The following is a 15466-nucleotide window of genomic DNA, read 5'->3' as shown; positions in this document are numbered from 1 at the left end:
GCTTCGCAGCCGAACGGGGGCAAGCCCCCTCGCCACAGGGTTCAGAGCAGACCTTCTATACATATTCCTAAAAGTTAGTTCATTAATTATTAATGTGCGTTTAGGGTATATACACCGGACCACCGGACATTCGTGTTTTTCGTTCGCCGCAACTTGCGGCGCTTTCATGAGATGTGAGGTAGGTATGGTCCGGAACACAATCACCCCAGTGCAAATCGCCAGGGCATTGCGTGCAGCCAAGGAGCGGCACTGATGTCCAGTCTGGCAGATGCAATCGTCCAGAGTGATCTGGACATCGCCCCATTGTTGTTGCCCGCGCAGGTCTTGCGCAACGACGCTCAAGCCATCAAGGCTGCCCATGAGCTGGCGCAAGTCGCCCGCCTGCAAGCAGCCAAACGTGACCAGCAGCGCAAGCTGCCGTGGTCGGAAATCGAACAGTTCACCCGCAGCGGCCTGGGCAGCATTGCCATCCCGCGTGAGTACGGTGGCCCGCAGGTTTCATTCGTCACCCTAGCCTCGGTGTTCGCGATCATTTCCGCGGCCGACCCGGCCTTGGGGCAGATCCCGCAGAACCAGTTCGGGATTCTCAACCTGATACTCGGCAGCGCCACCGAGCCGCAGAAAAAACAGCTGTTCAAAAGCGTGCTCGAAGGCTGGCGAATCGGTAACGCGGGGCCGGAGCGCGGGACCAAAAATACCCTGGAGCTCAAGGCTCGAATCACTGCCGACGGCGATAACTTCGTCATCAACGGGCAGAAGTTCTATTCCACCGGCGCCCTGTTCGCTCACTGGGTGGCCGTCAAGGCGCTGAACGACGATGGCAAGCAAGTGCTGGCCTTCGTTCGTCGCGGAACACCGGGGTTGCGCATCGTTGATGACTGGTCGGGTTTCGGCCAGCGCACCACCGCCAGCGGCACCATTTTGCTCAACAACGTGCGGGTCGACGCCGAGTTGGTGGTGGATAACTGGAAGATCAACGACAGCCCGAATACCCAGGGCGCCGTGTCGCAGTTGATTCAAGCAGCCATCGACGCCGGCATTGCCCGAGGCGCCATCGATGACGCCATCGAGTTCGTGCAAAAACGCGCACGACCGTGGATCGACGCCAAGGTCGACCGCGCCAGCGACGACCTCTACGTGATCGCCGACATCGGCAAGCTGAAAATCGAACTGCACGCCGCCGAAGCGCTGTTGCGCAAGGCCGGGCAAGTACTCGATCAGGTCAACGCCGCGCCGCTCACCGCCGAATCCGCTGCACGCGCCTCGATTGCCGTGGCGCAAGCCAAGGTGCTGACCACCGAGATCTCGCTGCTGGCCAGCGAAAAGCTCTTCGAACTGGCCGGCAGCCGCGCCACCCTCGCCGAATTCAACCTCGACCGCCACTGGCGCAACGCCCGGGTGCACACGCTGCATGACCCGGTGCGCTGGAAGTATCACGCCGTAGGCGACTACCACCTCAATGGCACTCTGCCGGCTCGCCATTCCTGGATCTGACGACCAGAACCTTTTTGACCAGATCTCTGGAGAAACACATGACTCTCTCTCACCACGTCGCGGTCATCACCAGCGATGAGCAAGCCCTGATCGTCGCCAGTGACCTGGCCGACGATTTCAAACGTGACAGCGCCCTGCGCGACCGCGAGCGTCGTTTGCCGTACCCGGAACTGGAAGTGTTTTCCCGTTCGGGACTTTGGGGCATCAGCGTGCCAAAAGAGTACGGCGGCGCCGGGGTTTCCAACGTCACCCTGGCCAAGGTGATCGCGTTGATCGCCCAGGCCGATGGCTCCCTCGGACAGATTCCACAGAACCATTTCTACGCCCTTGAAGTGCTGCGCGTGAACGGCACCGATGAGCAGAAAAAACGTCTCTACGCCGAAGTACTGGCCGGCCAGCGCTTCGGCAATGCACTCGCGGAACTGGGCACCAAAACCGCCCATGATCGCGTCACCAGCCTGACTCGCGATGGCAACGGCTATCGCATCAACGGCCGCAAGTTCTACGCCACCGGCGCCATTTACGCCCAGCGCATCCCGACGTCAGTGGTGGACGAAAACGGCGTGCAGCAACTGGCTTTCGTCCCGCGCAACAGCAAAGGCCTGACGGTGATCGACGACTGGAGCGGCTTCGGCCAGCGCACCACCGGCAGCGGTTCGGTGGTATTCGAGGATGTCTACGTCGCCGCCGAGGACGTGATCCCGTTTCAAAGCGCTTTCGAACGCCCGACCACCGTCGGCCCGTTGGCGCAGATTCTCCACGCCGCGATCGACACCGGCATCGCCCGCGCCGCGTATGAAGATGCCCTGCATTTTGTGCGCACCAAGACCCGACCGTGGATTGATTCCGGCAACGACAAAGCCACCGAGGACCCGCTGACGATCAAGAGTTTCGGTCACTTGAGCATTCGCCTGCACGCCACCGAAGCCTTGCTGGAACGCTCTGGAGAAATCCTCGACCTGGCCCAGACCGACACCAATGCCGAGACCGTCGCCGCCGCGTCGATTGCCGTTGCCGAAGCCCGGGCCATCAGCACCGAAATCTCCCTCGCGGCCGGCAGCACATTGTTCGAACTGGCCGGCAGCCAGGCGACCTTGATCGAACATGGTCTGGATCGCCACTGGCGCAACGCTCGGGTACACACGCTGCACGACCCGGTGCGCTGGAAGTATCACGCTGTCGGCAACTACTACCTCAACGATGAAAACCCTCCATTGCGAGGGACCATCTGATGGCCACTGCTAAAAAGAAGATCCTGCTCAACGCGTTCAACATGAACTGCATCGGGCACATCAACCACGGCTTGTGGACGCATCCACGGGACAACTCCACCCAATACAAAACCATCGAATACTGGACTGAACTGGCTCAGTTGCTGGAACGTGGACTGTTCGACGGTTTGTTCATCGCCGACATCGTCGGCGTGTACGACGTCTATCAAAACTCGGTGGACGTGCCGCTCAAAGAGTCGATCCAGTTGCCGGTCAACGACCCGCTGCTGCTGGTCTCGGCCATGGCCGCCGTCACCAAAAACCTCGGCTTCGGCCTCACCGCCAACCTGACCTACGAACCGCCGTATCTGTTCGCCCGACGCCTGTCGACGCTCGATCACCTGAGTCGCGGCCGGGTCGGCTGGAACATCGTCACCGGCTACCTCGACAGCGCTGCCAAGGCCATGGGCCTGAGCGAACAGGTCGAGCACGACCGCCGCTACGACCAGGCCGACGAGTACCTGCAAGTGCTCTACAAACTCTGGGAAGGCAGCTGGGAAAACGGCGCGGTGCTCAACGACCGCGAGCAACGGATCTACGCCCAGCCAGACAAGGTGCACAAGGTTGAGCACCAAGGCGAGTTCTATCAGGTCGAGGGTTATCACCTCTGCGAGCCATCGCCGCAACGCACGCCGGTGCTGTTCCAGGCCGGCAGCTCCGATCGCGGCCTGCTGTTCGCCGGTCGGCATGCCGAGTGTGTGTTCATCAGCGGTCAGAACAAACCGGCGACCCGGGTTCAGGTGGACAAGGTTCGCGCCAGCGCCATTGAGGCCGGGCGCAACCCTTGGGACATCAAGGTGTTCATGGGCTTGAACGTGATCGTCGGTGCGACAGAAGAACTGGCCTGGAAGAAGCACGCCGAGTACCTGAGCTACGCCAGCGCCGAGGCCGGCGTGGCGCATTTCTCGGCCTCCACCGGAATCGATTTTTCCGAGTACGAACTCGACGAACCGATCCAGTACGTGAAGAGCAACGCCATCCAGTCTGCCACCAAGAACCTGCAAAACAACGACTGGACCCGTCGCAAACTACTGGAACAACACGCCCTCGGTGGCCGCTACATCACCGTGGTCGGATCGCCTGAGCAAGTCGCTAACGAGCTGGAGTCGTGGATCGCGGAAACCGGTCTGGATGGCTTCAACCTGACGCGAATTATTACGCCGGAAAGCTATGTGGATTTCATCGATTTGGTGATCCCCGAGTTACAACGGCGTGGGTCATACAAGACCGCTTACGACAGCGGCAGCCTGCGAGAAAAACTGTTTCACGGCGAGGCGCATTTACCCGAGCAACACACCGGGTCGGCGTTCCGCCGCTAAAAGCATCGCGGGCAAGCCCGCTCCCACAGGGATTGTGTGAACACCCGAGAACACTGTGGGAGCGGGCTTGCCCGCGATGAGGCCCGAACAGACACCAAAAACTCAATGCACTGACTGGAAACCCCATCATGAAAAAGACCTACCTCTCTCACCCAGTCAAAGCACTGGCCCTGGCCCTCGGCCTCTTCAGTTCCATCACTTTCGCCGCCGACGCACCACTGAAGGTCGGCACCACCGCCGCCTTCGCCATTCCCCTGGAAGCAGCAGTAGAAGAAGCCAACAAACAAGGCCTGAAAGTCGAACTGGTGGAGTTCAGCGACTGGATCGCCCCCAACGTCAGCCTTGCCTCGGGCGACATCGACGTGAACTATTTCCAGCACATCCCGTTCCTGGAAAACGCCAAGGCCGCCGCCGGTTTTGACCTGGTGCCGTTCGCCCCGGGGATCATCAACAACGTCGGTCTCTACTCGAAAAAATACAAAAGCTTCGACGAGTTGCCCGAAGGCGTCAGCGTGGCCATCGCCAACGACCCGATCAACAGCGGTCGGGGCCTGCAACTGCTGGCCAAGGCCGGACTGATCACCCTCAAACCGGGCGTCGGCTACAAAGCTACTGAAGAAGACATCATCGCCAACCCGAAGAAAATCAAAATCCTTCAAGTCGAAGCCGTGCAACTGGTACGCGCCTACGACGATGCTGATCTGGTTCAGGGCTACCCGGCCTACATTCGCCTATCGAAGACCTTCGATGCCAGTTCCGCCCTGCTGTTCGACGGCCTCGATCACAAGGAATACGTGATCCAGTTCGTGATCCAGCCGAAAAGCAAAACCGATCCACGCCTGATCAAATTCGTCGACATCTACCAGCATTCGCCAGCCGTTCGCGCGGCGCTGGATAAAGCCCATGGCAAGCTCTATCAAGCCGGCTGGGAAAGCTGAACATGACGGCCGCGATCCAACGGCGACTGGAACTTCCAGAGCCACATAACGCCACACACACCGAACTGCACCCAGACCTGAATCGCGCCCACGTGCGCTTCATCGGCCTGGGCAAAACCTACGACGGTCAGCAAGGTCCGGTGGCGGCCTTGCACGGCATCGACCTGGCGATCCAGCGCGGCGAAGTGTTCGGCATCATCGGTCGCAGCGGCGCCGGCAAGTCGTCGCTGATCCGCACCATCAACCGCCTCGAACAACCGAGCAGCGGGCGGGTGCTGATCGATCAGGTGGACATCGGCGAGTTCGATGAAGACCGCTTGGTGGCGCTGCGGCGGCGGATTGGCATGATCTTTCAGCACTTCAATCTGATGTCGGCGAAGACGGTTTGGCAGAACGTCGAATTGCCGCTGAAAGTCGCCGGCGTGCCCAAGGAGCAGCGCGAGCGTAAAGTCCGCGAACTGCTGGAACTGGTCGGCCTGCAAGAGAAACACAAAGCCTACCCGGCGCAGCTTTCCGGCGGGCAGAAACAACGCGTCGGCATCGCCCGCGCGCTGGTGCATGACCCGGAGATTCTGCTGTGTGACGAGGCGACTTCGGCGCTGGATCCGGAGACCACGCAATCGATCCTCGGTCTGTTGCGCGAGATCAATCAACGGCTGGGTTTGACCATCGTGCTGATCACCCACGAGATGGCGGTGATCCGCGAGATCTGTGATCGGGTCGCGGTGTTGGAACACGGGCGAATCGTCGAGCAAGGGCCGGTCTGGGAAGTCTTTGGCAACCCGCAACATGAGGTCAGCAAGACTTTGCTCGCGCCGCTGCAACACGGGCTGCCGGAAGAACTGCAAAGCCGCTTGCGGGAGCAGCCGCAGTCTTCGGACGCCGCTGTGGTGCTGCGCTTGCAATTCACCGGCAGCGCGAGTGACGAGCCAGACCTGGCGGCGCTGTTCAGCGCTCTCGGTGGCCGCGTGCGTTTGCTGCAAGGGGGCGTGGAACGGATTCAGGGGTATGCGCTCGGGCAATTGCTGTTGGCGGTGAACGGTTCGTCCCTAGGCGCCGAGGAATTGCGTCAGCGCGCTGGCAACTGGGCGCAACAGGTGGAGGTGTTGGGTTATGTGGTTTGATCGATTGCTCCAGGGTTTTATCGACACGTTCTTGATGGTTGGAGTGTCGTCACTGATCGCGCTACTGGCGGGCATTCCGCTGGCGGTGATTCTGGTCACCAGTTCCAAGGGCGGGATCTACGAAGCACCGGCGCTGAACCGCGCATTGGGCGCGTTCGTGAACCTGTTTCGCTCGATTCCGTTTTTGATTTTGATGGTGGCACTGATTCCGTTTACCCGGTTGATCGTCGGCACCACGTATGGCGTTTGGGCTGCCGTGGTGCCGCTGACCATTGCGGCCACGCCGTTTTTCGCACGCATTGCCGAAGTCAGTTTGCGCGAGGTCGACCATGGGTTGATTGAAGCGGCGCAGGCGATGGGCTGCCGACGCGGGCACATTGTCTGGCATGTGCTGCTGCCCGAAGCGCTACCGGGGATTGTCGGTGGTTTTACGATTACGTTGGTGACGATGATCAACTCGTCAGCCATGGCCGGGGCGATTGGGGCCGGTGGGTTGGGGGACATCGCTTATCGGTACGGGTATCAGCGCTTTGATAGCCAGATCATGTTGACGGTGATTGTGTTGCTGGTGGTGTTGGTGGCGGTGATTCAGTTGGGTGGCGATCGCTTGGCGCGGGGCCTCAACAAGCGCTGAGTTCGGTGCGGTTGAAGGGCTATTGTGGCGAGGGAGCTTGCTCCCGCTGGGCTGCGCAGCAGCCCCAAAACCATTCAATAAGGGAGTGTCAGATAAATCTCATCGAATGGTTTTGCGATTGCTGCGCAATCGAGCGGGAGCAAGCTCCCTCGCCACAGAAAAGCTCTCTCACCAGAAGTATTGTCTCTAGTTCCTGGGGAACATTTCGCACAAGAAAATCAGAGTGCCAGCAGGCCAGATCCCTTTCATTTGCAGGACGTTTCCTAGATCATTCCGCTCGCTTGCGCCTGCCAAATTCCGTGGCTAGTCTCGGTCCGTCACTGCTCATCAGTGATCGGGTTTAGTCGCCCGGATTTCGCTAGGCGCACAGCGCCACCTCATGTCAGGTGTTTTTTATTGCCTGAAAGTTATGGTGGCTGTGCGCAGGGCACCCTTGGGTGCGCCGGTGTTGCCTGGCGACCGGTCGACTAACCTGTGTGCAGCCGCCACCCCCTATTCGTTTAGTCGCGATATCGGTTGGCTCCAATTAACGCTAGGAGTTTTACCCATGAAAAGATCTGTTCCCGATCCACCTCCCGAAAACCCCACCAACGAAACCGCCACTGAAGACCCGCTCAGGGATCGATCGGCGCTCTACCGTGCGATTGATTTCTACCTCACCGGCGATCAGCCCTCACCGCCCGACGAATTTCGCTTCTACAACGTCAGCAAAGACGTGAGCTTCGAGGATACCCAGCTCTACGTCGCTGATCTGCTGCGCTGTGCCTCGGTCACGGCGTATCAGTGTGGCGATCAGCTCACGGGGGCCGATCGGGCATTGGTGTTTTCCGTTTGGCATTTGCTGGAGATTGCCAAGGCGATGGTTGATCGGTCCATTGAATGCCTGGGGATGAAACAGACCTGAGGATTTGGTGGCTGTGCGCTGGGCATCCTCGGGTGCACCGGTTTTCCTATTGACCGGCCTACTAACCTGCGTACAGCTGCCACCCAACAATTCACTGACATCGGTCTTTAACAAACCTTGAGCCTGGCTTTAGTCATTGGTTGTCAGTGATACCGCCATCGCGAGCAGGCTCGCTCCCACAATGGATTTTCAGTGTTCACACAATCTCTGTGGGAGCGAGCCTGCTCGCGATGGGCTGCGCAGCAGCCCCCGGCGTCATGGCGTATATTCGGCGAATCCCAATTACCTGCGCAGCCGACCATGAAACAGACTCCCGCCGACCTGGAGCAGATCACCTCCACCACTCTGGGCCATTACAACGCAGTGGCCGAGGACTTCCGTGAAGGCACTCGCGATCACGATGTCAGCCAGAACATCGATGCCCTGCTACGACATATTCAGGGTGAGTCGCCCTTTAGCATTCTCGACTTTGGCTGCGGCCCTGGCCGCGATCTGAAAACCTTCACGCACCTGGGCCACAGTGCCGTCGGCCTCGACGGTTCGGAAAAGCTTGCGCAGATGGCGCGGGAAGACAGTGGTTGCGAAGTCTGGCAGCAGGACTTTCTGAAACTCGACCTGCCGGCCGGGCGGTTTGACGGGATTTTTGCCAATGCGGTGCTGTTCCACATCCCGAGTCAGGAATTGCCTCGGGTGTTGAAGCAGCTGCGCGAGGCGTTGAAACCGGGTGGTGTGTTGTTCAGCTCCAATCCGCGTGGTGAGAATCAGGAAGGCTGGAACGGGCCGCGTTATGGGGCGTATTACGATCTTCAGGCGTGGCAGGAGTTACTGACTGAGGCGGGATTTGTGGAGCTTGAGCATTACTACCGGCCGGCGGGACTGCCGCGGGAGCAACAGCCTTGGTTGGCGAGTGTTTGGCGTAAGCCGGTGTAGCCTGACAGGACGCCATCGCGGGCAAGCCCGCTCCCACAGGGAACCGAGTTTGCCTGAACGACTCGATCACTGTGGGAGCGGGCTTGCCCGCGATGAGCGCGAAGCGCTCGCCTCACTGCACTTCTTTCTTCGGCTCGCGAACCTTGTACCAGGCCACGTACAGCGCCGGCAGAAAAAGTAGCGTCAGCAAAGTCGCGATGATGATCCCGCCAATCATCGCGTAGGCCATCGGCCCCCAGAACACTTCCCGGGCAATCGGGATCATCCCCAGGCTTGCTGCAGCCGCCGTCAACAAAATCGGTCGGCGCCGATGCTCCGTGGCCTGCACCACCGCGTCCCACGGCGTGTAGCCGCTCTTCTCGAAAGAGTCGATCTGGGTCACCAGAATCACCGAGTTGCGGATGATGATGCCGATCAACGCCAGAATCCCGAGGATCGCCACGAAACCCATCGGCGTACCCGTCGGGATCAGCGCCAGCACCACGCCGATCAACCCGAGCGGCGCGACGCTGGCCACCAGAAACAGCTTCTGCACGCTGTGCAACTGGATCATCAGGAAGGTCGCCATCAAAAACAGCATCAATGGCACGACCTTGGCAATCGGCCCCTGGGCCTTGCCACTTTCCTCCACGGTACCGCCGGTGGCGATTTTGTAGCCCACCGGCAAACTGGCGGCGAATTTATCGATGTCCGGTTGCAGCTGTTTCACCAGGTCGGTCGGCTGAATCTCGTCGCGCACCGCCGCCTTGATGGTGATGGTCGGTTTGCGATCACGACGCCACACCAACGGCTGTTCGAGTTCATACCGCACCGTGGCAAACGCCAGCAGCGGAATCGAGGTGCCGCCGGGGGTGACGATCTGCAAGTTCTGTAAGGTTTCCGGACTTCCGCGCTCGGCATCTTCAGCGCGGCCGACCACGTCGATCAGGTAGATATCGTCATCGACCTGCGTCACCGGCGAACCGACGACGATGCTGTTCATCAGGCTCGCCACGTCTTCCGACGACAACCCCAATTGCCGCGCCTTGTCCTGGGCGATGTCGATGCGCAGCACTTTGCCCGGCTCGTTCCAGTCGTAAATGATTTCGCCGATGTGCGAGTTCTTATCCAGTTCGGTGGCCAGGGCGATGGCGTGTTTGCGCACCTGATCGATGTCTTTACCGCTGACCCGATACTGAATCGGCCGTCCCACCGGCGGGCCCATTTCCAGGGCCTGGACGTAACTGCCGACACCGACAAACTCTTCACGCAGGCGTTTTTGCAGACGAGCAGTCAAGGCCGTGCGTGACTTGCCTTTGCTGACGATCACCAGTTGCGCGTAGTACGGGTTCTGCAATTGCTGGTCGAGGGGCAGGTAGAAACGGATCGCACCCTCGCCGATGTAGGTGCTCCAGCGCACGATGTCCGGGTCGCCCTTGAGCGTCGCTTCGAACTTATCCACGATCATGCGGGTTTCGGCGATCGAGGCGTTTTGCGGCAGGTTCAGGTCGACAAGGATTTCCGGGCGGTCCGAGGACGGGAAGAACTGGTTCTGCACGAACTGCATGGAAAACACCGAGAGCACAAACAGCGCCACGGTGATGCCGATGGCCCACCAGCGATTGCGCATGGCCCAGAGCAGGCCTCCATTGAACGCCCGACCGATGCGTCCTGGCTCTGCGTCATGAGGCTTCACCTTGGCGCTCAGAATGTGCACACCGAGCACCGGGGCGAACAGTACGGCGACGATCCACGACACCAGCATGGCCACCGCGATCACCGCGAACAGGGTGAAGGTGTACTCACCGGCGGAACTCGCGTTCAAGCCGATCGGCACGAAACCGGCCACGGTGACCAGCGTGCCGGTGAGCATCGGAAATGCGGTCGAGGTATAGGCGAAGGTCGCCGCTTGCTCTTTGGTTTCGCCCATTTCCAGGCGCGTGACCATCATCTCGACCGTGATCATCGCGTCGTCCACCAACAGGCCGAGGGCGATGATCAGCGCACCGAGGGAAATCCGCTGCATGGTGATGCCGCTGTATTCCATGAAGAGAAAGACCATCGCCAGCACCAACGGAATCGAACACGCCACCACCAGCCCGGCGCGAACACCCAGACTGATGAAGCTGACGATCAGCACGATCACAACCGCTTCGAACAACGCACTGGTGAAGCCGCCGACGGCTTCTTCCACCACGACAGCCTGGTCGGAAACGGTGTGTACACCGACGCCCACCGGCAGGTCCGCCGTCAGCTCATCCATGCGCAGGTGCAGCGCCTTGCCGAAGTCCTGAATGTTGCCGCCCTTTTTCATGGCGATCGCCAGGCCGATGGCTGGTTGACCGTTGAAACGAAACTCCGGGGTCGACGGATCGACGTAGCCACGGCTGATGTCGGCGATGTCGGCCAGTCGGTAGAAGCGGTCGTTGAGCTTCAGGTTAACGTTGGCCAGATCTTTTTCAGAGGCAAACTGCCCCGAGGTCCGCACTGAAATCCGCTCGGGACCGGCCTCGATCACCCCCGCCGGGGTCACGGCATTCTGCGATTGCAGGGTCTGCACCACCTCGCGCCGATCAATGCCGAGCGCGGCCAGTTTGCGGGGGGAGAAGTTCAGGTAAAGGACTTCATCCTGCTCGCCGACCATCTCGACCTTGCCCAACCCCGGGACTTCGCGGATTTCGGCACGCACCTGTTCCACGTAATCGCGCAACTGGCGCATCGACAGGCCGTCGGAGGTAAAGGCATACACCGAACCGAACACGTCGCCGAACTCATCGTTGAATCCCGGCCCTTGCAGGCCCTGCGGGAAGTCACCGCGAATGTCGTTGATCTTCTTGCGCACCTGGTACCAGATTTGCGGGATGTCCTTGGCGCTGGTGGTGTCGAGCAGGTTAACGAAGACCGTCGATTCGCCGGGGCGTGTGTAGCTTTTCACGTAATCGAGCGAGTCGAGTTCTTCGAGTTTTTTCTCGATCCGGTCGGTGACCTGCTTGAGGGTTTCTTCCTGGGTCGCGCCGGGCCAGCGGGTCTGGATCACCATGGTTTTGATGGTGAACGACGGGTCTTCTTCACGCCCCAGATTCAGGTACGAGAACACCCCCATCAGCAGCGCGACGAACATCAAATACCAGACAAACGACTGATGCTTGAGGGCCCATTCGGATAAGTTGAAACTCCCTTTCATTGCGGGCTGTCCTCGTCAATTTTCACTTTCTGCCCCGGTTTGAGGCTGTTCACACCGGCACTGACCACCCGCTCGCCGGACTTCACGCCGTTGGCCAGGACCACCGTGGCATCGGTCCGACTGATCAGGCTGACGTCCCGTGGGGAAACGGTTTGCGTCTGCGGATCGACGACCCAGATCCGCAGTTTGCCGTCGACCTCCTGCAACGCGCTCACTGGCAGCTCGAGGCGTGGCTTGATCGCAGAGCTGAGAGTCACGCTGATCGCCGTGCCGAGGCGAAAGCCCGGCGGCGTATCGGTCAGGCTCAGGCGGGCGCGACGGGTACGGGTTGCGCTTTGGGCCTGGGGTTCGATTTCGCGCACGATGGCAGTGCTGGTGATGCTCGGGTCCAGTTGTGAGGCGACCTGAAACACCACGTCGGCCGGTAATTGATCGACCAGGGTGTCGGGCAAATCGATCACCGCTTCCTTGATGTCCGGCTGCGCCAGCGTCACCACTTGCTGGCCGGCCGTCACCACCTGCCCGGCTTCGGCGTTCCACGCGGTGACAATGGCTTTGTGATCGGTGCGCAGCTCAACGTAGTTGAGTTGATCCTTCGCCTGATCGACTGCGGCCCTGGCTTGATCGAGGGATGCCTGAGTGGTTTTCAAATCAGTCTGGGCGATGTCCAGTTGAGCCTGGGCGCCAACCCCGCGATTGAACAGTTCCTGCTGACGCCGGGCGTTGGCCTGAGCATTGATGAGCTGCGCCTGAACACGCGCCAGATCCCCCTGAGCCGAGCGCAACTGGTTCTGCTGATCGGTGGGATCGAGGGTCGCGAGCAAGGCGCCCTTCTGGACTTCGGCGCCGACATCGACGTTACGGCTGGCGATACGCCCCGGCACCCGGAAACCGATGTTGCTTTCGTAACGGGCCTGAATGCTGCCGGCAAACCGGCCGAGGTCTTCTTGATTGAGCGCTTTCACCTCCACGGACAGCACCGGCCGAACCGGTTCTGGCGGCGCTTCCTCTTTGGAGCAGGCGACCAGTAATGCCGCGGCGGACAACAGCAACAGGCGCTTCATGGCTGGGCTCCTGTCATTGGTGTCTTGTAGGTGTTTTCGACGATCTCCACCCGCACGCCCGGATGCAGTAATTGGCCACCTGCGGTGACAACTTTTTCGCCACCGTTGAGGCCGGCGCTGACAATGACTTTGCTGGTCAGGTAACGGCCGACGGTAACCGTGTGCAATTGCGCCTTGCCCTCGGCGTCCACCAGCCATACAGCCGGGTCACTGAGATTCTTGGTCAGGGCCGACCAGGGCAGCTCCACTGCGGTTTTGCCGACTGGCTTGGCGGTGGCGCTCACCACCGACCCGAGTTGCATGCCCTCGGGAAGACTGGCCAGGGTGACTTTGACTTGCACCGTGCCGGTCTGCGCGGACACTGCCGGCGTGACTTCCCGAACAGTGCCCGTGGTCTTGATCTTCGGGTTGTCGAGCAGGCTGACCACAATCGATCTATCCGACGGCGGCTCGGCCAGCAGCGATTCATAAACGTTGAACACCGCATCACGCTCGCCGTCCCGGGCCAGGCTGAAAATCGGCACCGTGGCTTGCACCACTTGGCCGACTTCGGCCTGGCGCGCGGTAATCACCCCCGGCGCATCGGCAATCAACGCGGTATAGCTCAGTTGATCACGGGCGTTGGCCAATTGCGCCTGAGCAGCGGTCAATGCGCTCTGACTGCTGCGCAAGGCAGCTTGGGCAGAATCGTATTCGCTCTGGCTGGTATAGCCCTTGGGCAGGAGTTTTTGTTGGCGAACGAAGGCCGCGGCGGTTTGTTTGACCCGGGCCTGTTCGGCAACGACCTGAGCCTGGGCCGAGTCGACATTGGTTTGCAGATCTTTCGGGTCGAGTTTGGCCAGCACTTGTTTGGCCGAAACCCGATCACCGACATCGACCATACGCTGGATGATCTTGCCGCCCACGCGGAACGACAATTCGGTTTGAATTCGCGCCTGGACGTCGCCGGTGAGTGTCACCTCGGCGGCGTAATCCGATGGTTTGACCTCTTGCACGAAGACTCGTGGGCGGTCCTTCTCGACGGGCTTTTTATCGCCACAGGCGGTCAGCAAGGCGATGAGGCCTAGGCCAACCATTAATTTCAATCCGGGACCCGCCATGCAAACTCCTTTGCGTCGTACGAACGTGCCAGTGACGATACGACTGTGAGCTTAGAACAGGGTTCAGCAGGTGCACGGGGTTGTTGCGTACTTGTGGCTTAGGGGCTTGACTGTGGCGAGGGAGCTTGCTCCCGCTCGGCTGCGCAGCAGACGCAAAACCTGCTATCTCGTTTTGCCTGACACACATTGAATGACTTTGGAGCCGCTTCGCAACCCAGTGCGAGCACGACAATGAGGCAGAATGACGAACCCTGCAGCAGGAAGCTACCCATGCTCAAAACCCTCGCGGTGGCCAATTACCGCTCGATCAATAAATTGGTGATTCCGCTTGGCCGGTTGAACCTGATCACCGGCCCCAACGGCAGCGGTAAATCCAACCTCTACCGCGCCTTGCGCCTGCTGGCGGAAACCGCTCAGGGCGGGGTGGTCAATGCGTTGGCCCGTGAGGGTGGGCTGGATTCGACGTTCTGGGCCGGGCCGGAAAATATCAGCCGACGGATGCGCAATGGTGAAGTCCCGGTCGAGGCTACGGTGAGACACGGCGTCAAACGCCTGCGACTGGGGTTTGCCGGTGAGGATTTCAGCTATTCGATCAGCCTCGGGCTGCCCGATTCCAACGGCCACTTCATGCTGCCCGAACACAGTTCACCTATTCCGTCACGCTTCAACCTCGACCCGCAAATCAAGCGTGAATGCGTCTGGGCCGGACCGATTTATCGGCCGGCCAGCCTGCTGGTGGATCGCGACGGCCCGATGATCCGTGCCCGAGCCAATCGCAGCTGGGATGTACTGGCTCAGCACACGCCGAATTTCGACAGCCTGTTCGATCAGGTCGGCAGTTTGCGTTCTTCGCCGGAGGTTCTGGAATTACGTGAGTTCATCCGTCGCTGGCGCTTCTACGATCACTTTCGCAGTGACGCCGACGCACCGGTTCGCCAACCGCAACTGGGCACCCGCACGCCGGTGCTGCATCACGACGGTCGCGACCTGGCGGCAGCCTTGCAGACCATCATCGAAATCGGTGATCCCGAAGCCTTGCAGGCGGCTATCAGCGATGCCTTTCCCGGCGCGCGACTGAACATCGAACCGCTGCAAGGTGGACGGTTTGCGATCGAGTTTTATCAGGAAGGGTTGTTGCGGCCGTTGTCCGCCGCCGAGTTGTCCGACGGGACGTTGCGCTATCTACTGCTGGTCGCGGCATTGCTGACCCCTCGCCCGCCGACGCTGATGGTGTTGAACGAACCGGAAACCAGTCTGCATCCGGACCTGTTGCCGGCGTTGGCGCGATTGATTATTCGAGCGTCCGAGCAATGTCAGGTGTGGGTGGTGTCCCATGCGCGGCGCTTGATCTCGGCGCTGCAGCAAGACCCGGAATGCAATTGCATTGTGCTGGAAAAGAATTTCGGCCAGACCGGGATGGTCGGGCAGCGAATGCTGGATGAACCGGCGTGGCATTGGCCGGATTAGAGGGAGCCTGATAAACCGCCATCGCGGGCAAGCCCGCTCCCACAATGATCTTCAGTGA

General features: G+C 60.3%; 12 protein-coding genes. 9 read left to right on the top strand and 3 right to left on the bottom strand.

Annotation, left to right across the window (positions count from 1 at the left end):
- The first annotated feature begins 252 nt into the window (after window positions 1-252).
- The 8 genes from ACZ3HH_RS03660 to ACZ3HH_RS03625 all read left to right on the top strand — a co-directional run bounded on the left by ACZ3HH_RS03660 (window position 253) and on the right by ACZ3HH_RS03625 (window position 8614).
- Window positions 253-1494, top strand: coding sequence for an SfnB family sulfur acquisition oxidoreductase (locus ACZ3HH_RS03660; protein ID WP_465802801.1), 1242 nt, complete (start codon window positions 253-255; stop codon window positions 1492-1494).
- A gap of 38 nt (window positions 1495-1532) precedes the next feature.
- Window positions 1533-2726, top strand: coding sequence for an SfnB family sulfur acquisition oxidoreductase (locus ACZ3HH_RS03655; RefSeq protein WP_465802800.1), 1194 nt, complete (start codon window positions 1533-1535; stop codon window positions 2724-2726).
- Window positions 2726-4084: an LLM class flavin-dependent oxidoreductase gene (locus tag ACZ3HH_RS03650; protein ID WP_465802799.1), complete on the top strand. Its 1359-nt coding sequence runs from the start codon at window positions 2726-2728 to the stop codon at window positions 4082-4084. The genes ACZ3HH_RS03655 and ACZ3HH_RS03650 overlap by 1 nt, the downstream gene beginning before the upstream one ends.
- 128 nt (window positions 4085-4212) lie before the next feature.
- Window positions 4213-5022: a MetQ/NlpA family ABC transporter substrate-binding protein gene (locus ACZ3HH_RS03645; RefSeq protein WP_465802798.1), complete on the top strand. Its 810-nt coding sequence runs from the start codon at window positions 4213-4215 to the stop codon at window positions 5020-5022.
- Between the two features lie 2 nt (window positions 5023-5024).
- Entirely contained in the window at window positions 5025-6146 is a 1122-nt protein-coding gene (locus tag ACZ3HH_RS03640; RefSeq protein WP_465802797.1) for a methionine ABC transporter ATP-binding protein, read from the top strand.
- Window positions 6136-6780, top strand: a complete 645-nt coding sequence (locus ACZ3HH_RS03635; RefSeq protein WP_095054448.1) for a methionine ABC transporter permease — start codon at window positions 6136-6138, stop codon at window positions 6778-6780. The genes ACZ3HH_RS03640 and ACZ3HH_RS03635 overlap by 11 nt, the downstream gene beginning before the upstream one ends.
- Before the next feature lie 547 nt (window positions 6781-7327).
- Window positions 7328-7684, top strand: a complete 357-nt coding sequence (locus tag ACZ3HH_RS03630) for a DUF6124 family protein (protein ID WP_465802796.1) — start codon at window positions 7328-7330, stop codon at window positions 7682-7684.
- A 300-nt stretch (window positions 7685-7984) separates the two neighbouring features.
- On the top strand, window positions 7985-8614 hold the full coding sequence (locus ACZ3HH_RS03625; protein WP_465802795.1) for a class I SAM-dependent methyltransferase: 630 nt from the start codon (window positions 7985-7987) through the stop codon (window positions 8612-8614).
- 112 nt (window positions 8615-8726) lie between these two features.
- On the opposite strand, the gene ACZ3HH_RS03620 is transcribed toward ACZ3HH_RS03625, so the two are convergent.
- The 3 genes from ACZ3HH_RS03620 to ACZ3HH_RS03610 are packed head-to-tail and all read right to left on the bottom strand — an operon-like array spanning window position 8727 to window position 13941.
- The gene (locus tag ACZ3HH_RS03620) at window positions 8727-11777 is read right to left on the bottom strand and encodes an efflux RND transporter permease subunit (protein ID WP_465802794.1); all 3051 of its coding nucleotides are present in this window, start codon (window positions 11775-11777) and stop codon (window positions 8727-8729) included.
- Entirely contained in the window at window positions 11774-12841 is a 1068-nt protein-coding gene (locus ACZ3HH_RS03615) for an efflux RND transporter periplasmic adaptor subunit (protein ID WP_460143813.1), read from the bottom strand. The genes ACZ3HH_RS03620 and ACZ3HH_RS03615 overlap by 4 nt, the downstream gene beginning before the upstream one ends.
- Window positions 12838-13941, bottom strand: a complete 1104-nt coding sequence (locus ACZ3HH_RS03610; RefSeq protein WP_465802793.1) for an efflux RND transporter periplasmic adaptor subunit — start codon at window positions 13939-13941, stop codon at window positions 12838-12840. Before ACZ3HH_RS03610 ends, ACZ3HH_RS03615 begins: the two co-directional genes overlap by 4 nt.
- A 270-nt stretch (window positions 13942-14211) precedes the next feature.
- On the opposite strand from ACZ3HH_RS03610, the gene ACZ3HH_RS03605 reads away from it, so the two are divergent.
- Complete coding sequence (locus tag ACZ3HH_RS03605; RefSeq protein WP_465802792.1) at window positions 14212-15408, top strand: AAA family ATPase; 1197 nt, start codon at window positions 14212-14214, stop codon at window positions 15406-15408.
- The last annotated feature ends 58 nt before the right edge of the window (window positions 15409-15466 follow it).

The organism is Pseudomonas sp. PME37.24/025 (assembly GCF_055556615.1).
The sequence above is the reverse complement of the archived record's forward strand: the minus strand, read 5'-3'. Positions and strand labels throughout refer to the sequence as shown.